This is a genomic window from Paraburkholderia sp. XV, assembly GCF_020177535.1.
Classification (GTDB): domain Bacteria; phylum Pseudomonadota; class Gammaproteobacteria; order Burkholderiales; family Burkholderiaceae; genus Paraburkholderia; species Paraburkholderia caribensis.
The window spans coordinates 1-18,996 of sequence record NZ_JAGUUD010000023.1 but is presented as its reverse complement, the minus strand read 5'-3'; the positions used below and the strand labels follow the sequence as shown (position 1 = coordinate 18,996).

The following is an 18,996-nucleotide window of genomic DNA, read 5'->3' as shown; positions in this document are numbered from 1 at the left end:
CACGGCACGCCGCGCGCCTGGCCGCATGAAGCGTTTCATGCTCGAGTGCGCGGCGCTGCCGCTTATGCAGGAACGTTGAACGATGATTGTCTCGATCCCCGACGTACTGAGTCCCGCCGAAGCCGCCGCGATGCGTGCTGCGCTCGAAGCCAGCGATGCATGGGTGGACGGCCGCGCGACGGCCGGCTACCAGGGCGCGCCCGTCAAGCGCAACCAGCAGATCGCGGAAGGCTCGCAGATCGCGCTGGAAATGGGCGACCGGATCGTCGCGTCGCTGGAGCGTCACCCGCTGTTCATCAGCGCCGCGCTGCCGAACAAGGTGTATCCGCCGCTCTTCAACCGCTACGAAGGCGGGATGCACTTCGGCAGTCATGTCGACGGCGCGATCCGGCTGGTGCCGGGCAGCGGCGTGCGCGTGCGCACCGATATTTCGATCACGCTGTTTCTCACGCCGCCTGACGAATACGACGGCGGCGAACTGCTGGTCGAAGATACCTTCGGCGTGCAGGAAGTGAAACTGCCTGCCGGGCATGCAATCGTGTATCCGGGCACGAGCCTGCATCAGGTGCGGCCCGTCACGCGCGGCGCGCGCGTGTCGAGTTTCTTCTGGGCGCAAAGCCTCGTGCGCGACGACACGCAACGCGCGATGCTGTTCGACCTCGACGGCGCGATACAACGCCTCAACGCATCGAACGGCGATGAAGCGGCGCGCCGCACGCTGGTGGGCTGTTACCACAACCTGCTGCGCATGTGGAGCGAGACCTGAACGTTACGCGGTACGTCGTGCCACGGTTGCAGTCTTCTGCGGATTACGGCCGTTTTGCAGCAGGAACACGCCGCCAAGAATGCAGGCCATCGCGAGCAGGTCGAGCGGTTGAATGGGTTCGTGCGCGACCAGCACGCCGATTCCCAGCGCAACGACGGGCGGAATATACGTGACGCTCGAAGCCGCGAGCGCGCCGAGCCGCTGCACGATGAAGTAGTACAGGATATACGCGGCGCCCGTGCCGAGCAGTCCCAGCCCGAGCACGATGCCGACGGCGGCGCGCGTGTCGTGCGCGATGCGGGTGATGCCGTCGAACGGCGTCACGCAGGCAATCGTCAACAGCGCGAAGCCGATTTGCCACGTGGACAGCGCGACGGGCGACATGTCGAGCTTCGACAGAAAGCGCCGTGCGTAGACGAATGAGCAGCCCACGCTCAGCGAGCCCGCCGCCATATACGCGACGCCGCTCAGATCGATGCTCGCGACCGCGCCATTCCATGGCCGCGCGATCAACAACACGCCCACGAAACCACCCACCACGCCGACCAGCGCGCGTGGGCTGGGCCGTTCCGCGCGCAATAGCACCCACGCGCAGACGAACGAGAAAAGCGGAATGGCGCCGCTCAACATGCCCGCCACGCTCGACAGCAACAGCGACGCGCCTTTGGCAAACGCATAGTAGTAAACAGTCGTCGCGAGCAGCGACATCACGATGAAATGGTGCGCATGTCGCAGCTGTTTCCACGCGAGCGCCTTCGTCGCGAGCGCATAGACGAGCAGCGGCAGGAACCCGAACAGCACGCGCAAGAACACGATCTGCGCGGGCGTGATCCACAGGCTGGCCCACTTCATGAACAGAAAATTGCTGCCCCAGATCAGGCCGAGCAGCGCGAACGCGAGATAAGCGGGATTCATGGTGAACACCATCGGATGCAAAGGACGATGCGCCGATTGTGCTGCGCGCACGGATGCGGTACAAACGATTTGTTCTCGTCGATACCGTAGAGAAACTATCCCATGTCCGCCACGCCACCCCTGAAAGCGCTGATCGCGTTCGAATCGGTGATGCGTCTGCACAGTTTTTCTGCGGCTGCCGATGAACTGAACGTGACCCCCGGCGCAGTTGGCCAGCAGATCCAGAAGCTCGAGGCGTGGCTCGGTGTGGTGCTGTTCGCGCGTCAGGTGCGGCAGATCATCCCAACGGATGAAGCGCGCGCCTACTACGCACAGATTCAGCCGGCACTCGCGCAGATCATGCATGCCAGCCGCCGCGTGCGCGAGAATCAGGGCAAAGGCGTGCGCGTGTCGATGCCGCCCAGCTACGCGGCCAAATGGTTCGCGCCGCGCATGACGGACTTTCTGATCGCGCATCCGGACATCGCACTGGAGCTGAACACGACGACCGCGATGGTCGATTTCGAATTGCAGTCGATCGATCTCGCAGTGCGTTACTTCGACGGCCATGCGCCCGATCTGCATGTGCAACTGCTGCATGCCGACGAAGCGCGCGTCTATTGCAGTCCATCGTACGCGAGGCGGCTGAAGCTGAAGGCCCCCGACGATCTGCAACGTGCAACGCTGCTGCATAACACGCTGCATCCGCACTGGACGACGTGGCTGAAGAAATTCAGCAAGCTGTCTGCGCGGCAGATCGACGGCATGGCGGGCATTCACTTCGACCAGTCGCTGATGGCGATCGAGGCGGCAGTGCGCGGACAGGGCGTCGTTCTCACGAGCGCGGTATTGACGGAAGCGGAGACGGCGGCGAAATCGCTGATCGATCCATTCGGTCAGAGTCTGCCTTTGAAGACCGCGTACTACCTCGTGCATCCGAACTCGATCGAACTCAAGCCGGGCGCGGCGACCCTGAAGGCATGGTTCACCGGCGAGCCATGAACAGAAACGCCCGCTCAGGAAAGCGGGCGTTCACCAGGCGCGGTGGAACGGGAAGATCAACCCGGCAACATGCCCGGCAGCACGTAAGCCTGCAACAGCGTGATCAGACCGACGATCACCGCGAACAGCAGACTATGGCGCACCGTGAAGCGGAACAGCTCCGACTCGCGTCCGACGAGCCCCGTTGCCGCGCAAGCAACCGCGATCGACTGCGGCGAGATCATCTTGCCCGTCACGCCGCCCGTCGTGTTCGCCGCTACGAGCAAGGTGTCCGACACGCCGATCTGATGCGCGGTCGTGTGCTGGAGCGAGCAGAAGAGCGCGTTCGACGACGTGTCCGAGCCCGTCAGGAACACGCCGAGCCAGCCGAGCACGGGCGAGAAGAACGGGAACGCAGCGCCCGTTCCGGCGAGCAGCAGCGCGAGCGTCGACGACATCCCCGAGTAGTTCGCGACGAAGGCGAACGAGAGAACCAGACCGATCGACAGCACGGGGCGGCGCAGTTCCTTCAGCGTTTCGACGAATGTCGCGAGCGCGTCGCGCGGCTTCACGCGCAGCAACACCATCGAGATCAGTGCCGTCGCGAGGATTGCCGTGCCGACTGCCGGGAGCAGATCGATCTTGAGCACGGCTTCGTACGCTTTCGGCGTCGCGACAATGGGCGCCGTCTTCATCACGAGCTGATCGAGCGCGGGCACCTTGAACTTGAGGATGCTCCACGCCAGCGCACCCTTCGCGGCGAACAGCGCCTTGAACGGTTGCAGGCTCCAGACGGTGACGACGGCGGTCAGAATGCCGAACGGCGCCCACGCGCGGATGGTCTGAAGAAGCGTATAAGGCGACGCGCGACGGCTGACGCCCGCAGCGCCATTCGAACCGCCTCCAAAGCCACCCGTGCCGCCGAAGCCCGACAACGCCGCTGCGCCGCCACTCACCGCGCCGCGTGCGGTATCGCGAGCGCGGCGCGGCTGCCAGACCTTCAGGAACGACGCGAGTGCGACGAGGCTGACGAGCGCCGACGTGATGTCGGGCAGTTCAGGTCCGATGTGGTTCGACGTGAAGTATTGCGTGACGGCGAAGCTGCCGCCCGCGACCAGTGCGGCCGGCCACGTTTCCTTGAGGCCGCGCTTGCCGTCCATCATGAACACGAGCCAGAACGGCACGGCGAGCGACAGCAGCGGCAACTGGCGGCCCGCCGTCGCGCCGATCAGAAACGGGTCGATGCCCGTCACCTGGCCCGCGACGATGATAGGAATACCCATCGCGCCAAACGCGACGGGCGCGGTGTTCGCGATCAGGCACAGACCCGCGGCCTTGAGCGGATCGAAACCCAGCCCGACGAGCAGCGCCGCCGTGATCGCGACGGGCGCGCCGAAGCCTGCCGCGCCTTCGAGAAACGCGCCGAACGAAAAGCCGATCAGCAGCAGTTGCAGACGCTGGTCGTCCGTCAGCGCGAGCACCGATGCGCGGATGATGTCGAACTGTCCCGTCTTCACGACCAGCTTGTAGAGGAACACGGCCGTGACGATGATCCACGCGATCGGCCACAAGCCGTAGGCGAAGCCGAAGCCCGCCGCCGCGAACGCCTGCTGCGCCGGCATGCCATACGCAAAGATCGCGACGGCCAGCGACAGCGCCAGCGTACCTGCTGCCGCGACATGACCCTTCAGGCGCAGGCCCGCCAGCGCGATGAAGAAAAAGATGATGGGGATGCTGGCCGCGAGCGCGGATAGCCAGAGGCTGCCGAGGGGCAGGTAGGTCTGATACCACGGGTGCATGTCGGTCTCCTCCGAATATGCTGTCAATGAATTCTTTTTGGCGGCACGCAGCCGCGCCCGGTGCATCGCCGGGCGGGCGATGCACGTGTGTCGTTCAGCGGTTGAAAGCGCGTTACTCGGGTTGGCCGCGCTCGCGCATCAGATCATGCAGACTGCGCGCCGCGGGCTTCAGCGGCTCGCGGTGGCGGGTCCAGCCCATCTGGTGCTTCGGCGCGAATGCGCGCAGCCTGGTCGCCGCCCAGCGCAACACCTTGTACGCGCGCGGATGCGCGAACGCGCCGCTCCAGAAACGCCATACGAACTGTTCCTCGCGGCTGAACTTCGCGCCCTGTCCGCGCAGCGGATGCGCGACCACTTCGTGCGGATCGCGATTCGCTTCCGTGCGCAGCCGCACCAGCAGTTCGGGAATCGGAATGCGCACCGGGCACACTTCGCCGCATGCGCCGCACAGGCTCGATGCCGTCGGCAGGTCGGCCGTTTCTTCGAGACCGAGCAGATGCGGCGAAATGATCTTGCCGATCGGACCCGGATACGTCGTGCCATAAGCGTGTCCGCCGATACGCGTGTACACGGGGCAATGATTCATGCACGCGCCGCAGCGGATGCATTGCAGCGTCGCGCGCAGTTGCTCGTCCGCATAGGCCTGCGTGCGCCCGTTGTCGAGCAGCACCACATGCATTTCACGCGGACCGTCGCGCTCGCCTTCGCGGCGCGGTCCGGTGATCAGATTGAAGTACGTCGTGATCGCCTGGCCCGTGGCGGAGCGCGTCAAGAGGCTGGACAGCGGCACGATATGCGAGAGCTTCTCGACCACTTTCTCCATGCCCATGATCGCGATATGCACGTCGGGCACGGTGGTCGACAGGCGTCCGTTGCCTTCGTTCTCGACGAGCCACAGCGTGCCTGTATCCGCCGCCGCGAAGTTGACGCCCGACAGTCCGATGTCGGCATCGACGAATGCGCGGCGCAGCGCACGGCGTCCCGTCTGGATCAGTTCGTCGACGTCTTCCGTGTAGCGTGTGTCGGGAATGTGCTGCTCGAACAGTCCGGCGATATCGGCCTTCGTCTTGTGGATCGCGGGCATCACGATATGCGACGGCTTTTCGTGCGCGAGTTGCACGATGTACTCGCCCATGTCCGACTCGATACAGTCGATGCCGCGCGCTTCGAGATAATGGTTGAGCTCGATTTCCTCGCTCGCCATCGACTTGCCCTTGATCACGCGCTTCGCGTCATGTGTTTGCACGATGCCGTGGATGATCGCGTTCGCTTCGGCGGCGGTTTCGGCCCAATGCACGTGGACGCCGCGCGCGGTGAGACTGGCTTCGAGCTGCACGAGGAGATCGGGCAGGCGCGACAGCGCATGACGCCGCACCGCTTCGCCGAGATCGCGCAGATGCTGCAACTCGTCGTCGTCGGGAAACTGCGCGCGGCGCTTCGTTTGCAGAAAGTCCATCGCGCCGCGAAAGCTGCTGCGCAGTTTGGGATCGTCGAGCGCGGCGCGGGCGCGCGCCTTGAAGTCCTGCGACGGCACGAAGTGCATCGGGGTGGCGTTCATGCTGCGTCTCCATCCGTGGCGGCAGCCGCATCGTCCTGATGTTCGACGATCACGACCCACAGTTCGCGCGGGCCATGCGCGCCATAGGCGAGCGTTTGCTGGATATCGGAAGTCTTCGACGGGCCGGAGATCATCACGAGATTGGTCGGCATGCCCGCCTGCCAGTGCTCGGCGCGCATCGCGGCGTGCAGGTCGGCGTGCAGCGAATGCGCGTAGACGAGGGCGATATGCAGCGGCGGCACGAGCGACATCGTGCGCGGCGAACCGGCGTCGGGCGCGACGATCAGCGTGCCCGTCGACGCCAGACCCGAACGCGCGACCGTGAAGCCTGCGTCGATGGTGTCGAACAGTTCGCCTTTCCAGTTTTCGATCGGCTGATCGTAGTGGCGCGTCGCCACGGAAGCGGGCAACGCCTGCTTCAACACAGCACCTTCCGCGCGCGACGTATCGAGCAGCAGGCGCTTCACGTTCGCATCGCGCAAACGTTGCGCGATCAACGCGGGCCACGTGCGATCCGTCGCGCGAAACACTTCGGCATGCGAGGCGGTCAGCGCCGCCTGCATCGATTCGACCAGCGCGTGCGTCGGCAGCGCGGCGCGGCGGCTGTCGTAATGCAGGTCGATCCGTTGGTCGAGGCGTTCCAGTTCGTCGCCTGAAACCTGAGCGGGCACAGCGGCGCGCAACCGTCCGAGCATGCGTTCGCGCGCGTTCATGCTTTGCTTCCCGTGTTTTTCGCATCGGCGCGTTGCGTGCGCCGCCACAGAAAACTCGCGATATGTTCGACTTCGACAGGCGCGCCCTGGTGACGGGCCGCATGGCCGATGTTCAGCAGGCAACCGCAATCGGCGGAAACGATCCGCTCGCAGCCCGTCGCGCAAGCGGAGGCGACCTTGTCGCGTACCATCGCGCCGGAAATGTCGGGATGTTTCAGCGAAAACGTGCCGCCAAAACCGCAACATTCCGATTCGCGCTCGTGTTCGATGCGCGTGACGCCCGGCAATGCATCGACGAGTTCGACGCCGTGCACGCGCGTGCCCATTTCGCGCCGCGCCGCGCACGACGTGTGCAGCACGACGCGTTCGGACGGCGCATCGGTGAAGGCGGGTAGTTCGATGTGCAGCACGCGCAGCAGGAATTCGCTCAGCTCGTACACGCGTTCGCTGAGCGCTTGCGCTTTTTGCGCCATCGCGGGATCGTCGGCGAACAGCTTGGGCCAGTGGTGGCGCATCATGCCCGCGCACGAACCCGACGGCACGATGACAGGCCACGGTTTCGAGAAGAGATCGAGCTGGGCGCGCGCAACGTCGCGCGCCTGTTCGGGATTGCCGCTGCTATACGCGGGCTGGCCGCAACAGCTTTGCTCCTGAGGAAAGTGCACGACCAGCCCTTCGCGTTCGAGCAGCTTCACCGCGTCGAGCCCGGCTTCGGGGACGAACAGATCGACGAGGCAGGTCGCGAACAGATAGACGTCGCGTGGGGCCGCCGGATAGTGCCTTTCCTTCATATCTCGCTCCAGAGTACTTCCGCTTGTTCGTCCGCTTTGTGCGCTGTCGGCATCGGATGCGGCTCGCGCGGATCGCTTGAATCGTTGACGCATGATTCCCAAATGTGCGCGACAATACAAATTGGTTGGACCACTTAAGCATGAGCGACGCAGCAAGGGAAGCGTATGGCGACGGGTACGAGAGAGCGGGGCAGGGTGGAGGGCGTGATGCGGCAGATGGAAACGTCGCTGCTCGACGGCACATGGCCGCCGGGTTCGCGGCTGCCCGCCGAGCGCGCGCTGGCCGAACAGTACGACGTGTCGCGCAACACGGTGCGCGAAGCGATTCAGCGGCTGGCGGCGCGCGGCCTGTTGCAGAGCCGGCGCGGCGCGGGCGTGTTCGCGACCGACCAGTTGCGCGCGGGCATCGCATCGCCGTGGGGGCAACTGGTTGCGGACCACCCGGTCTTGCGCGACGACATTCTCGAATTTCGCCGCGTGCTGGAAGGCGCAACAGCCTACTTCGCGGCAATGCGCGCGACGCAGGCGGATATCAGGCGCATCCGTTCAATGATGCGCGAGCTGGAACGCTCGCACGCTTGCGACGACAAGGACAGCGAAGCCGCCGCCGACGCGCAGCTGCACGACGCCATCGCGCTCGCGTCGCACAACACGATGTTCCTGCATCTGCATACCAGCGTGCTCGGCATGCTGCGCGAACACATCACGATCAGCGGCACGGACGTGCGCCTGCAAGGCCCGGCGGAATCGGAGCAACTGCTGATCCAGCATCGTGCGGTGAGCGATGCAATCTGTTCGCGGCGCCCGGAAGAAGCGCGCACCGCAATGCACACGCATATCGACTTCGTGCGCAGTATCCGCGAACGGCAGGGTTGAGCCGCTGTCAGCGGCTCCAAAGTGGTCCAACCAGATCCCTGCGCCGAACCATCAGACCACGGCGTCGGCCACCTGGAAGGCGTCGACCGAGGTCTTCAACCGCCCAGCCTGCTCGGTCAGCGAATGCGCAGCGGCGGCTGCCTGTTCGACGAGCGCCGCGTTTTCCTGCGTGAGGCTGTCCATCTGCGTGACGGCGAGATTCACCTGGTCGATACCCGCGCTCTGTTCGGCGGCGGCTGCGGCGATTTCCTGCATCACGCCCGTGACGCTCGCAATTGCATCGCGGGCCTGCTGGATCGTCGTGCCCGTGCGTTCGACGAGGCCCGCGCCGCTGCCGACTCTGTCGACGGCGCGGCTGATCAGTTGCCGCACTTCCTTGGCGGCGCCCGCGCTGCGATGCGCGAGCGTCCGCACTTCGCCCGCGACGACGGCGAAGCCGCGTCCCTGTTCGCCCGCGCGCGCCGCTTCGACAGCGGCGTTCAACGCGAGAATGTTGGTCTGGAATGCGATGCTCTCGATGACCTCGATCACCTCGACCATCTTCTGCGATTCCGTCGAGATATCGCGCATCGTCGTCACCGCCTCGCCGACCATCACGCTGCCCTGGTTCGCGATCTGCGCGGCGCTTTCGGCCAGCTCGCTCGCGGTGCGCGCGTTCTCGGCCGTTTGCCGCACCATCGACGTCATCTGCTCCATGCTCGCCGCCGTCTCCTGCAGCGAAGCGGCCTGATTCTCGGTGCGCGACGACAGGTCCGCGTTGCCGCTCGCGATTTCTCCGGCGCCCGTCGCGACGTGATCGGCGGCGTGCTTGATGGCGCGGATCGTGTCCGTCAGCGTGTCGCGCATGCGGCGCATTTCTCGCAGCAGGCTGCGCTCGTCGTCGGTGCGCGTGTCGATCGACACAGTGAGGTCGCCGACGGCAATCGCGTTCGCGACGTCCGCCGCATAGCCGGGATCGCCGCCGATCGTGCGCTGGATGCTGCGATTGGTCAGCGCGACGAGCGTGGCCAGCAGCAACGCAATGGCGGCGAACACGCCGCCAATCAGATACAGCGAGCGCATGAAGGCCGCGTCGATATCGTCGACATAGGCGCCCGTCGCGATGATCCAGTCCCACGGCGCATAGCGCACCACGTAGCCAATCTTGTCGACGGCTTCAGCGGGCCCCGCTGCCGACGCCGGGCGCGAATGCGGAAACACGTAATCGACGAAGCCGCCATCGGGCGACTGCGCGACTTTGGCGAAAGCCACGTAGTGATGGCGGCCGTCCGCGTCGGCGGTGCCGGCGAGATCCTTGCCGTTCGTTGCAGGCTTGATCGGATGCATGATCATGCGTGGCGTCGAATCGATCACGAGGAAGTAGCCGTCCTCGCCGTAGCGTATGTCGCGCAACCGGGCGAGCGCTTCCTGGCGCGCGTCCGCTTCGCTCAGCTTGCCGCTCTGGGCGAGCTTCGCGTATTCCTCGACCAGCGACAGCCCGACGTGCGCGACGTTCACGAGGTCGTTCTTGCGTTCCTCGATGCGCGTTTCGCGCGACAGATACGCCGCAGACACCGACACCAGCAGCAAGGCGATCAGACTGATGACGAGCGGCAACCACAGTTTCTGGGTAAAACTCAGCTTCAGCATTCGGACGCCTCGCTACGTGGGCGATATATGAAATGTGGACGCGCCGCGCTGCAATGCGGCACGCATGTCTCCATCTGATATATCGACAACTGAGGCGTGGGCTTGCGTACAGGGAAACCCTGTCATGGATTGTGCGGAGAGCGGCGATCAGCGCGCGTCGAAGCGCGCGGCGAGCCGCCGCTCACGGAACGCTTCGACGACGAAATCGACGAACACGCGCGTCTTGGCGGGCAGCAGCTTGCGGTTCGGGTAGTAAATCGTGAGCGGGCTGAGTTCCGCGTACCAGCCGGGCAAGAGCCGCATCAGCTGGCCGTTTTCGAGCCACCGCGCGGCGTGCGGCGTCGGCAGGAACGCGACGCCGAGACCGGCCAGCGCCGCGTGCGCCATTGCTTCGGGATCGTCGAAGATCATCCGCGTCTTGCATTCGGCGAGCGCTTCCTCGCCGACCTGATTGCGCATCGTCCACGCGCGCAGACGGCCCGTGCTGCTGGAGCGGCGCGCGATGCCGTCCAGTTCGGCGAGATCGGACGGATGCGCGGGCAGCGGCCGGCCCGCCATATAGGCCGGCGACGCCGCGACGATCACGGCGGGCCGCGCCAGATCGCGCGCGACCACGCCTTGCGTCAACTCGATCCCGCCGCCGATCGCCGCATCGAAGCCGCCCGCGATCAGGTCGACGGCCCGGTTGTCGAAGTGCCAGTCGGGGACGATGTCGGGGTAGCGTTCGAGAAACTCGCCGAGCAAGGGCAGCAGATACTCGCGCCCGAACGCGACGGCCATGCTGACCTTCAGCACGCCCGACGGCTGGCCGCCTTGCTGCGCGGCGCGCGCAAACGCGTCCTGCAGGCTGGCGAACGGACTGCCCGCGTCGGCCCAGAGCTGCTCGCCGCCTGGCGTCAAGGTGAGCTTGCGCGTGCTGCGATGAAAGAGCCGCACGCCCAGATGCGTTTCGAGCCGCGCGACATTCTTGCTGACGGCGGCGGGCGTCAGGCCGAGGCGCCGCGCCGCCGCCGAAAAGCTGCCCGTTTCGGCGGACTGTATGAAAGATTCAATGAGGTTCAGCGCTTCCATGTGATATCCGTCGTGATGCTGCCGTATCTGTAGCTTATACCTGTGGTTGAAACTGTTAGTCGTGATTCGATACTACCGGCAATGCAATCCGCTCGCCATACTGGCCTCACCTGATCAACAAACCCACTGGAGCACAACATGAACTCGAATCTGCAAGGCAAGGTAGCTTTCGTCACGGGCGGCGCGCGCGGCATCGGTGCGGCGGTTGTGCGCCGGCTGGCAAGCGAAGGCGCGACGGTCGCTTTCACGTATCACAGCTCGGCTGCAGGCGCGAACGAACTCGTCGCGAGCATCGAGAAGGCGGGCGGCCGTGCCGTTGCCGTCAAGGCGGACGTCGCCGATGCAGCGGCACTGACCAACGCGATCAACGAGACGGCGCGCCAGCTCGGCAAGATCGATATTCTCGTGAACAACGCCGGCGTGCTGCGCCTGGGCACGCTCGACGTCTTCTCGCTCGAGGACTTCGACGCGACCGTGCAGGTCAACGTGCGCGCCGTGTTCGTGGCGTCGAAGGCGGTGCTCGCGCATATGGGCGAGGGCGGACGGATCATCAACATCGGCAGCACGAACGCCGATCGCATGCCGTTTGCGGGCGGCGCGGTCTACGCGATGAGCAAGTCGGCGCTGCAAGGGTTCGTGCAGGGTCTCGCGCGTGATCTCGGCCCGAAGGGCATCACGGTCAACAACGTGCAGCCCGGTCCCGTCAATACCGACATGAACCCGGAGGCAGGTGAATTCGCGGAGTCGCTGCATGGTCTGATGGCGATCCCGCGTCACGGGAAGGCCGACGAAATCGCCGGCATGGTCGCGTATGTCGCCAGCCCGGAAGCGGCCTTCGTGACGGGCGCGAACCTGATGATCGATGGCGGCTTCAGCGCCTGAGGTCTCGCCTGACTGACAGGTTCCTCGCGACGCTTGCAGGCAGGGCGTTGCGGGAGCCTGTCAAAACGCTGTCAAGGCTCCGACAAATACACGTCAAGCAGCTGTCACGTAACGTTTCTGCCGTTTGCTCATGTCAGAATGGCGCTTTCGCGGACCCCACCTCGAAACGCACATGACTTTGAACCTGGCGCCCGCCACCTATGGGGCCGACCGCTCCGGCCTCGTCTGCGGATTCCGCTTTTCACCCGACAAGCCCGGCCTCGCCGTCGATACCGACACAGCAGCCGAATGGCTCGCCGAATGCCGACACGAGGCGAAAGGGTCGGGCGCCCATCCGGGCGAATTCCTCTGGCTGCATTTCAATCTCGCGCATGTGTCGAGCGAGCGCTGGATGCGCACGCACCTCGATCTGCCCGACACCTTCTTCGAAGCCCTGCGCGAAGGCTCGCATTCGACGCGTATCGAGCACCAGCATGGCGCGCTGCTCGCCGTCGTCAACGACGTGATGTACGACTTCGAGCAGACGCCTTCCGAAATCGCGACGCTGTGGGTCTACACGCACAAGCGGATCATGGTGACGGCGCGCCTGAAGCAGCTGCGCTCAGTCGACCGGCTGCGCGCGTCGGTGCGCAACGGCGAGAGTTTCGATACGGCGGCTGAACTGCTGATCCATCTGCTGCGCGACCAGGCCGATCTGCTGGTGGAAATCGTGCGCAGAACCAGCGTCGAAGTGGACCGCATCGAAGATCATTTTCTATCGCAGCGCGCCTGGCAAAGCCGCCGCGACCTCGGCGCGATGCGTCGCGTGCTCGTGCGGCTGCAACGGCTGCTCGCGCCGGAGCCGGGCTCGATCTTCCGGTTGCTGGTGCGGCCGCCTGCGTGGCTGTCGCCCGTCGATGTGCAAAGCCTGCGCGATTCGACGGAAGAGTTCTCGCTGGTGCTCGGCGACCTGTCGGGCCTCGCGGAGCGCATCAAGCTTCTGCAGGAAGAGATCGCCGCGCGCCTGAACGAGCAGACCAACCGCACGCTGTTCACGCTGACCATCGTGACGGTGCTCGCGCTGCCCATCAACATCATCGCGGGTCTGTTCGGGATGAACGTGGGCGGCGTGCCCCTCGCGGAAAACAAGCACGGTTTCTGGGTGATGGTGCTGCTGGTGGTGAGCTTTACCGTGCTGGCCGGCTGGTGGGCGTTGCGCCGGCGTCCGTCGGCGTGACGGGCGGGGCGCTCGCGGCGCCGCGCCTGGAACGCGTCCCTTCGACACGGGAATGGCAGATGCCGAGCGTAAAATCCACGCACCGTCGACCTGGCAGCATGTGGCATCAAGCAACCTTGCACTGAACGTCCGTTTCAGGAGGCCTCACATGGCAAAGCTCATCGCGCTCTACAAGACCCCAGCCGACCGCAACGCATTCGACGCCCATTACTTCGACAAACACGTGCCGCTCGCGAAGTCGATTCCCGGCTTGCGGCGCTACGAAGTCAGCGTCGGGCCGGTGGCCGTCGCGAAGGGCGAATCGCCTTATGCGCTGGCGGCCATCCTCAGCTTCGACAGCTTCGAGTCGCTGCAGCAAGCGCTGGGCACGCCCGAAGCCGCCGCCACCACCGCCGATCTGCAGAACTTCGCGCAGGCGGGCGTCGAACTGCTCGTGTTCGACTCGAAAGACGTCTGACGCGGATACGGCGTTCCCGCGCGCGGTCTTTTCCGCTCTGGTTTTCCTTCGCCTCTCCGTACTATCCCTGGCGGACTGCGCCAGATGATAACGCTACCATCCGTCGATCCCGTCATCGTTTCGCCGTTGCGAAAGACTGTCCATGATGTCCCGCCGCGTGTCTGTGCGGCCGGAAATGATAGCGTTACCAAGGAGACTGATTTGTCCTCGAATCGCAAGAAGCCTGAAGAGTTGCGCAGCTACCGCTGGTATGGCGTCAACGATCTCCGTTCGTTCGGCCACCGCTCGCGCACCGCGCAGATGGGCTATCACTCGTCGGACTACATGGGCAAGCCGGTGATCGCCGTCGTCAATACGTGGAGCGAGATCAACTCGTGCCACACGCACTTCAAGCAGCGCGTCGAGGAAGTGAAGCGCGGTATCTGGCAGGCGGGCGGCTTTCCCGTCGAAATGCCCGTGATGACGCTTGCCGAGCCGTTCCAGAAGCCGACCACGATGCTCTACCGCAACTTCCTCGCGATGGAGACGGAAGAACTGCTGAAGTCGTATCCGTTCGACGGCTGCGTGCTGATGGGCGGCTGCGACAAGACCACGCCCGGTCTGCTGATGGGCGCGATCAGCATGGACTTGCCGGCCATCTATCTGCCCGCCGGCCCGATGCTGCGCGGCAACTGGAATGGCCGCACGCTCGGCAGCGGTTCGGATACATGGAAGTACTGGGCGGAACTGCGTGCGGGCAAGATCACGGAAGACGAGTGGAAGGGCATCGAAAGCGGCATCGCGCGTTCGCCGGGGCACTGCATGACCATGGGCACGGCCTCGACGATGACGAGCGCGACGGAAGCGCTCGGCCTCACGCTGCCGGGTTTCTCGTCGATCCCCGCCGCCGATTCGCGGCACGCTCAATTTGCATCGCTGACGGGCCAGCGGATCGTCGAGATGGTGTGGACCGACCAGAAGCCATCGGACCTGCTCACCGCGAAATCCTTCGACAACGCCGTCACCACCGTGCTCGCGATGTCAGGCTCGACGAACGCGATCGTGCACCTCGTCGCCGTTGCGCGCCGCGCGGGCATCGACCTGACCACGGCGCGTTTCGACGAGCTTGCGCGCGTGACGCCCGTGCTCGGCAACATCCGCCCAGCGGGCCAGTATCTGATGGAGGATTTCTATTACGCGGGTGGCCTGCGCGCGCTGCTGGCCGAACTGGGCGAACTGATCGACGGCACGCAGATGACGGTGAGCGGCCAGACGCTCGGCGAGAACATCGCGGGCGCGGAAATCTTCAACGACGACGTGATCCGCAAGCGCGGCAATCCCGTCGTCGAACGCGATGGGCTCGCCGTGCTGTCGGGCAACCTCGCGCCCGATGGCGCCGTGATCAAGCCCGCCGCGATGGAACCGCATCTGCACAAGCACCGGGGCCCGGCTGTCGTGTTCAGGGACTATGGCGACATGGCCGCGCGCATCGACAGCGAAGACCTCGACGTGACGGCCGATTCGGTGATCGTGCTGCAACATGCCGGACCCGTCGGCGCGCCGGGCATGCCCGAGTGGGGCCAGCTGCCGATCCCGCAAAAGCTGCTCAAGCAGGGCGTGCGCGACATGCTGCGCATCTCCGATGCGCGCATGAGCGGCACCAGCTATGGCGCATGCGTGCTGCACGTGGCGCCGGAGTCGTTCGTCGGCGGCCCGCTTGCGCTGGTGAAGGACGGCGACATCATCGAGCTCGACGTAACGGCCCGCCGCTTGCATCTCGACGTCAGCGACGCCGAACTCGCGACGCGCAAAGCAGCATGGAAGCCGCCGAAGCGTCCATTCGAACGCGGCTTCGGCGTCATGCATCAGTTGCACGTGACCCAGGCGAACAAGGGTTGCGACTTCGACTTCCTCGAAGAGAAACTGGCGGCGCCTTCGCATGAAGCCCACGAAGCGAACAGCAATGAGCCGGAAATCCACTAACACGAACACTGTCATAGCCCACACAAAATGACCGCATCCGAAACGACCGTGAGCGCCGAGGCGCTCGAACAACTCCGTCACGTGAGCACCGCGACGCTCACCACGCAACTCTTCAAGCGCGGCCTGCGCAACGTGTTCCTGCAAGGCGTCGCGCCGCTCGTGAAGCCCGCGCCGGGCGCGCCGAACCTGGTCGGCCCCGCGTTCACGCTGCGCAATATCCCCGCGCGCGAGGACATCGATCATGTCGGCGTGTTTCAGGACCCCGACCATCCGCAGCGCAAAGCGGTGGAAACGGCGCCGCCCGGCAGCGTCCTGGTGCAGGACTGCCGCGGGGATCGCACGGTGGCATCGACGGGCTCGATCCTCACGTTGCGCCTCGCGAAGCGCGGCGTCGCGGGCATGGTGTCCGACGGCGCGGTGCGAGACAGCGGCACGATCTCCGAACTGGGCCTGCCGATCTGGTGCGCGGGCGCGAGCGCCCCGTTGAACCTCGCGAAGCACCATGCCGTCGACATGAACGTGCCTATCGCCTGCGGCGGCGTAGCCGTCTATCCGGGCGATATCGTCGTGGCGGACGTGGACGGCGTGGTGATCGTGCCGCGCGAGATGGCCGAAGACGTCGCGCGCGACGCGACCGAGCAGGAGCAGCTCGAAGTGTTCATCCAGCAGCGCATCGCCGAAGGCAGTCCGCTGCGCGGCACGTATCCGCCGAACGAGGAAACGCTGGCTGCCTACAAGGCGTGGCGCGAAGCGCAGAAGCAGTAACGCACGCGTCGCAACGAAAACCTGCACAACGAGGCCCGCGCGCATGCAGCCGGACCCGGGAGACACCGTGAACACCGTGACTTCAGCGATCGACGAATCGCGCCTCATCAATCGGCTCGGCTTGCGGCTCATGCCCTTGCTCGGCCTGCTGTATCTGGTCGCGTATATCGACCGCTCGAACATCAGCTTCGCGAAGCTGCAGATGCTTGGGAGCCTCGGGTTGTCGGAAGTAGCGTATGGGTTGGGCGCGTCGCTGTTCTTTATCGGCTATCTGATCTTCGAAGTGCCGAGCAACGTGCTATTGCACAAGTACGGCGCGCCAAAGTGGATGGCGCGCATCATGTTCACGTGGGGCGTCGTGACGATCCTGCTCGCGTTCACGCAGAACGCGACGATGTTCTATGTGCTGCGCTTTCTGCTGGGCGCGTCGGAAGCGGGGCTTTATCCCGGCGTGATCTATTACCTGACGCTGTGGTTTCCGCAGCGGCATCGCGTACGGATGCTCGGTTATTTCACGGTGGGCAGCAGTCTGGGCAACATGGTCGGCGCGCCGATCTGCGGCTGGCTGCTCGACAAGGGCGGTGTGCTCGGCCTGCAAGGCTGGCAGCTGGTGTTCGTCGTGACGGGCATTCCTTCCGTGCTGCTGACGCTCGTCGTGCTGTTCTGCTTGCCCGCATCGCCGCGCGAAGCGAAGTTCCTCGACGACGAAGAGAAGAACTGGCTCGCGCGCACACTGGAAAGCGAAAGCGCGCAGGCGCGCAAGAGCGCCGCGCGTCACGGCACGCTCCTGAGCGTGCTCACCGAGCCGCGCGTGATCGGCATGGCGCTCTACTACATGATGCTGTCGATCTCCGTCTACGGCGTCAGCTACTGGCTGCCGACGCTCGTGAAGGGCTTCGGCGTCAGCAACACGACGAACGGTTTTCTCAACATCATTCCGTGGCTGATGGCGACGATCGTGCTCGCGTGGCTGCCGTCGAAACTGCGCGCGGGCAATCGCGCGATCATCGCGATGCTTGCTTCGGCGCTGCTCGGCATGGTGTTCTTTCTGTCGTCGGTGTTTTTGCCGACCAACACGTTGCGCTTCGTCGCGCTGTGCTTCGGCGCGCCGTGCATGTATTTGCTGATTCCATGCTTCTGGACACTGCCGCCGAAGTTCCTGTTCGGCGCGCGCGCTGCGGCGGGCATCGCGGCGATCAATTCGCTCGGCAACATTGGCGGCTTCATCGCGCAGAACCTCGTGCCGTTCGTCAAGCAGACCACGGGCAGCACGCAGGCGCCAATGCTGATTCCCGCTGCCTGCATGCTGATTTTCGCGTGCGTGACGACGTTCGTTCTGCGGCGTAGCGGGCGTGCAGTGCAGGGCGTCAACGCCGCGCCCGTCACTGAATAATTCACGATTGCGCCATTGGCTACAATAGCCGCGCAACGTCATCCCCTCCATCACTCATGCCGACCGCCAAGCCAACCGACGCACCGATCGATCTCAAGGCAGCGCCCGCGCGTCGCACGCGGGGCGGACCGAAGGGCTTGCGCATCACGGATGTCGCGGCGCAGGCGGGCGTGTCGCCCATCACGGTCTCGCGCGTGTTCAACAATCCGGCGTCCGTCGCGCCGGAAACGCTCGAACGCGTGCGGCAGGTCGTGCAGAAACTCGGCTATGTGCCGAACCGCCTGGCGGGCGGTTTGTCGTCGGCGCGTTCGCGGCTGATTGCAGCCATCGTGCCGACTGTCGCGCACTCGCTGTTCTCCGAGACCATTCAGGTGTTCAGCGAAACCATGTCGCGCGCGGGGTATGAAGTGCTGCTTGCGCTGAGCGGCTATAGCGACACGAACGAAGAAAGCCTGCTCGATACGGTCTTGAGCCGACGTCCCGAAGGCGTGCTGCTGACGGGCGTCGCGCACACTGATTCGCTGCGCGAGCGGTTGCGCAATGTGGGCATCCCCGTGGTCGAAACGTGGGACATGACGGACACGCCGATCGATATGCTGGTCGGCTTCTCGCATTACCAGATCGGCGTCGCGGTGGCGGAGCGTTTTCTGGCGCGCGGTGCGAAGCGGCCCGGGTTGATTTCGGCGAGCGACGTGCGCGCGCTCGCGCGGCGCGCGGGCTTTCGCGAGCGGCTCGCGCAGGCGGGTATGACGGAGGTGGCCGAAGCGATCGTCGCGCCGCCTAGTTCGGTGGCTACCGGGAAGAGTGCGTTGCCCCGGTTGTTGCAAGATGCGCCTGATGTCGATGCTGTATTTTGCGGCTCGGACTTGCTGGCAATTGGAGCGTTGGGCGCGGCGCGGCGCATGGGTCTTGAGGTGCCTGGGCGTCTCGCGATTTGCGGTTTCGGTGATCTCGAGTTCGCGACGGAAACGATGCCGCAATTGACGACCGTGCGGGTGGATGGGATGAGGATTGGCTTGAGCGCCGCCCGGGCGCTGCTTGATCGGTTGGATGGGGGGCTGGAGCGGGCGTTCGTTGATGTTGGGTTTCGGGTGGTTGGGCGTGAGTCGGGGTGAGGGTGTGGGTTTTGTGTGGGTTTTGGTTTTGTGTGGGTTTGACTTGGCGCTGGCATCCGCGATGCGTTATCTAGCTTCACGCGTTGCCCCTGTGCGGGGCGGCACCTACTTTTCTTTGCCGCCGCAAA

Annotated in this window: 17 protein-coding genes; 10 read left to right on the top strand and 7 right to left on the bottom strand. The window is 65.0% G+C overall.

The genetic code is table 11. The annotated features are described in order from the left end of the window. The first annotated feature begins 82 nt into the window (after nt 1-82). Nucleotides 83-766, top strand: coding sequence for a Fe2+-dependent dioxygenase (locus KFO72_RS14360; RefSeq protein WP_007587605.1), 684 nt, complete (start codon nt 83-85; stop codon nt 764-766). Nucleotides 767-769: 3 nt separating this feature from the next. Here KFO72_RS14360 and KFO72_RS14355 read toward each other — a convergent pair whose 3' ends face one another. Then, nucleotides 770-1,681, bottom strand: a complete 912-nt coding sequence (locus KFO72_RS14355; protein ID WP_176054117.1) for a DMT family transporter — start codon at nt 1,679-1,681, stop codon at nt 770-772. Between the two features lie 102 nt (nt 1,682-1,783). Here KFO72_RS14355 and KFO72_RS14350 point away from each other — a divergent pair, with 102 nt between their 5' ends. Next, nucleotides 1,784-2,662, top strand: coding sequence for a LysR substrate-binding domain-containing protein (locus tag KFO72_RS14350; RefSeq protein WP_225032407.1), 879 nt, complete (start codon nt 1,784-1,786; stop codon nt 2,660-2,662). A 56-nt stretch (nt 2,663-2,718) separates the two neighbouring features. Here the strand turns inward: KFO72_RS14350 and KFO72_RS14345 are convergent, their stop codons facing one another. The 4 genes from KFO72_RS14345 to KFO72_RS14330 all read right to left on the bottom strand — a co-directional run bounded on the left by KFO72_RS14345 (nt 2,719) and on the right by KFO72_RS14330 (nt 7,502). Continuing rightward, nucleotides 2,719-4,440 (bottom strand): lactate permease LctP family transporter, encoded by a 1,722-nt coding sequence (locus KFO72_RS14345; RefSeq protein ID WP_225032406.1) that lies wholly within the window; start codon nt 4,438-4,440, stop codon nt 2,719-2,721. 112 nt (nt 4,441-4,552) lie between these two features. After that, nucleotides 4,553-5,998: a LutB/LldF family L-lactate oxidation iron-sulfur protein gene (locus KFO72_RS14340; protein WP_225032405.1), complete on the bottom strand. Its 1,446-nt coding sequence runs from the start codon at nt 5,996-5,998 to the stop codon at nt 4,553-4,555. Beyond that, nucleotides 5,995-6,711, bottom strand: a complete 717-nt coding sequence (locus KFO72_RS14335) for a LutC/YkgG family protein (RefSeq protein WP_225032404.1) — start codon at nt 6,709-6,711, stop codon at nt 5,995-5,997. The genes KFO72_RS14340 and KFO72_RS14335 overlap by 4 nt, the downstream gene beginning before the upstream one ends. Next, nucleotides 6,708-7,502 carry a (Fe-S)-binding protein gene (locus tag KFO72_RS14330; protein WP_225032403.1) on the bottom strand — a complete coding sequence of 265 codons (795 nt, stop codon included), beginning with the start codon at nt 7,500-7,502 and terminating at the stop codon, nt 6,708-6,710. The genes KFO72_RS14335 and KFO72_RS14330 overlap by 4 nt, the downstream gene beginning before the upstream one ends. A gap of 165 nt (nt 7,503-7,667) precedes the next feature. Here KFO72_RS14330 and KFO72_RS14325 point away from each other — a divergent pair, with 165 nt between their 5' ends. After that, entirely contained in the window at nt 7,668-8,378 is a 711-nt protein-coding gene (locus KFO72_RS14325; RefSeq protein WP_176056895.1) for a FadR/GntR family transcriptional regulator, read from the top strand. A 51-nt stretch (nt 8,379-8,429) separates the two neighbouring features. On the opposite strand, the gene KFO72_RS14320 is transcribed toward KFO72_RS14325, so the two are convergent. Together KFO72_RS14320 and KFO72_RS14315 are read right to left on the bottom strand one after the other, a co-directional pair. Then, the gene (locus tag KFO72_RS14320; RefSeq protein WP_062916450.1) at nt 8,430-10,007 is read right to left on the bottom strand and encodes a methyl-accepting chemotaxis protein; all 1,578 of its coding nucleotides are present in this window, start codon (nt 10,005-10,007) and stop codon (nt 8,430-8,432) included. A gap of 147 nt (nt 10,008-10,154) precedes the next feature. Continuing rightward, nucleotides 10,155-11,078, bottom strand: a complete 924-nt coding sequence (locus KFO72_RS14315) for a LysR family transcriptional regulator (protein ID WP_054934712.1) — start codon at nt 11,076-11,078, stop codon at nt 10,155-10,157. Nucleotides 11,079-11,216: 138 nt separating this feature from the next. Here KFO72_RS14315 and KFO72_RS14310 point away from each other — a divergent pair, with 138 nt between their 5' ends. The 7 genes from KFO72_RS14310 (at nt 11,217) to KFO72_RS14280 (ending at nt 18,868) form a co-directional block, all read left to right on the top strand. Next, nucleotides 11,217-11,960 carry an SDR family oxidoreductase gene (locus KFO72_RS14310; protein ID WP_054934713.1) on the top strand — a complete coding sequence of 248 codons (744 nt, stop codon included), beginning with the start codon at nt 11,217-11,219 and terminating at the stop codon, nt 11,958-11,960. A gap of 172 nt (nt 11,961-12,132) precedes the next feature. Continuing rightward, on the top strand, nt 12,133-13,176 hold the full coding sequence (locus KFO72_RS14305) for a transporter (protein ID WP_054934714.1): 1,044 nt from the start codon (nt 12,133-12,135) through the stop codon (nt 13,174-13,176). A gap of 148 nt (nt 13,177-13,324) precedes the next feature. Then, the gene (locus KFO72_RS14300) at nt 13,325-13,633 is read left to right on the top strand and encodes an EthD family reductase (RefSeq protein WP_054934715.1); all 309 of its coding nucleotides are present in this window, start codon (nt 13,325-13,327) and stop codon (nt 13,631-13,633) included. 201 nt (nt 13,634-13,834) lie between these two features. Then, entirely contained in the window at nt 13,835-15,595 is a 1,761-nt protein-coding gene (araD, locus tag KFO72_RS14295) for an L-arabinonate dehydratase (RefSeq protein WP_054934716.1), read from the top strand. A gap of 27 nt (nt 15,596-15,622) precedes the next feature. Then, complete coding sequence (locus KFO72_RS14290; protein WP_054934717.1) at nt 15,623-16,360, top strand: ribonuclease activity regulator RraA; 738 nt, start codon at nt 15,623-15,625, stop codon at nt 16,358-16,360. A 67-nt stretch (nt 16,361-16,427) separates the two neighbouring features. Continuing rightward, nucleotides 16,428-17,753: an MFS transporter gene (locus tag KFO72_RS14285; RefSeq protein WP_054934722.1), complete on the top strand. Its 1,326-nt coding sequence runs from the start codon at nt 16,428-16,430 to the stop codon at nt 17,751-17,753. A 56-nt stretch (nt 17,754-17,809) separates the two neighbouring features. Further along, on the top strand, nt 17,810-18,868 hold the full coding sequence (locus KFO72_RS14280; RefSeq protein ID WP_054934718.1) for a LacI family DNA-binding transcriptional regulator: 1,059 nt from the start codon (nt 17,810-17,812) through the stop codon (nt 18,866-18,868). Nucleotides 18,869-18,996 lie beyond the last annotated feature (128 nt).

What these genes read in the sequence shown, in the direction of transcription:
- KFO72_RS14315 (WP_054934712.1), bottom strand. Translation starts at nt 11,078, where the DNA reads ATGGAAGCGCTGAACCTCATTGAATCTTTCATACAGTCCGCCGAAACG.
- KFO72_RS14360 (WP_007587605.1), top strand. Translation starts at nt 83, where the DNA reads ATGATTGTCTCGATCCCCGACGTACTGAGTCCCGCCGAAGCCGCCGCG.
- KFO72_RS14325 (WP_176056895.1), top strand. Translation starts at nt 7,668, where the DNA reads ATGGCGACGGGTACGAGAGAGCGGGGCAGGGTGGAGGGCGTGATGCGG.
- KFO72_RS14345 (WP_225032406.1), bottom strand. Translation starts at nt 4,440, where the DNA reads ATGCACCCGTGGTATCAGACCTACCTGCCCCTCGGCAGCCTCTGGCTA.
- KFO72_RS14350 (WP_225032407.1), top strand. Translation starts at nt 1,784, where the DNA reads ATGTCCGCCACGCCACCCCTGAAAGCGCTGATCGCGTTCGAATCGGTG.
- KFO72_RS14310 (WP_054934713.1), top strand. Translation starts at nt 11,217, where the DNA reads ATGAACTCGAATCTGCAAGGCAAGGTAGCTTTCGTCACGGGCGGCGCG.
- KFO72_RS14300 (WP_054934715.1), top strand. Translation starts at nt 13,325, where the DNA reads ATGGCAAAGCTCATCGCGCTCTACAAGACCCCAGCCGACCGCAACGCA.
- KFO72_RS14280 (WP_054934718.1), top strand. Translation starts at nt 17,810, where the DNA reads ATGCCGACCGCCAAGCCAACCGACGCACCGATCGATCTCAAGGCAGCG.
- KFO72_RS14290 (WP_054934717.1), top strand. Translation starts at nt 15,623, where the DNA reads ATGACCGCATCCGAAACGACCGTGAGCGCCGAGGCGCTCGAACAACTC.
- KFO72_RS14335 (WP_225032404.1), bottom strand. Translation starts at nt 6,711, where the DNA reads ATGAACGCGCGCGAACGCATGCTCGGACGGTTGCGCGCCGCTGTGCCC.
- KFO72_RS14330 (WP_225032403.1), bottom strand. Translation starts at nt 7,502, where the DNA reads ATGAAGGAAAGGCACTATCCGGCGGCCCCACGCGACGTCTATCTGTTC.
- KFO72_RS14340 (WP_225032405.1), bottom strand. Translation starts at nt 5,998, where the DNA reads ATGAACGCCACCCCGATGCACTTCGTGCCGTCGCAGGACTTCAAGGCG.
- KFO72_RS14305 (WP_054934714.1), top strand. Translation starts at nt 12,133, where the DNA reads ATGACTTTGAACCTGGCGCCCGCCACCTATGGGGCCGACCGCTCCGGC.
- KFO72_RS14320 (WP_062916450.1), bottom strand. Translation starts at nt 10,007, where the DNA reads ATGCTGAAGCTGAGTTTTACCCAGAAACTGTGGTTGCCGCTCGTCATC.
- KFO72_RS14355 (WP_176054117.1), bottom strand. Translation starts at nt 1,681, where the DNA reads ATGAATCCCGCTTATCTCGCGTTCGCGCTGCTCGGCCTGATCTGGGGC.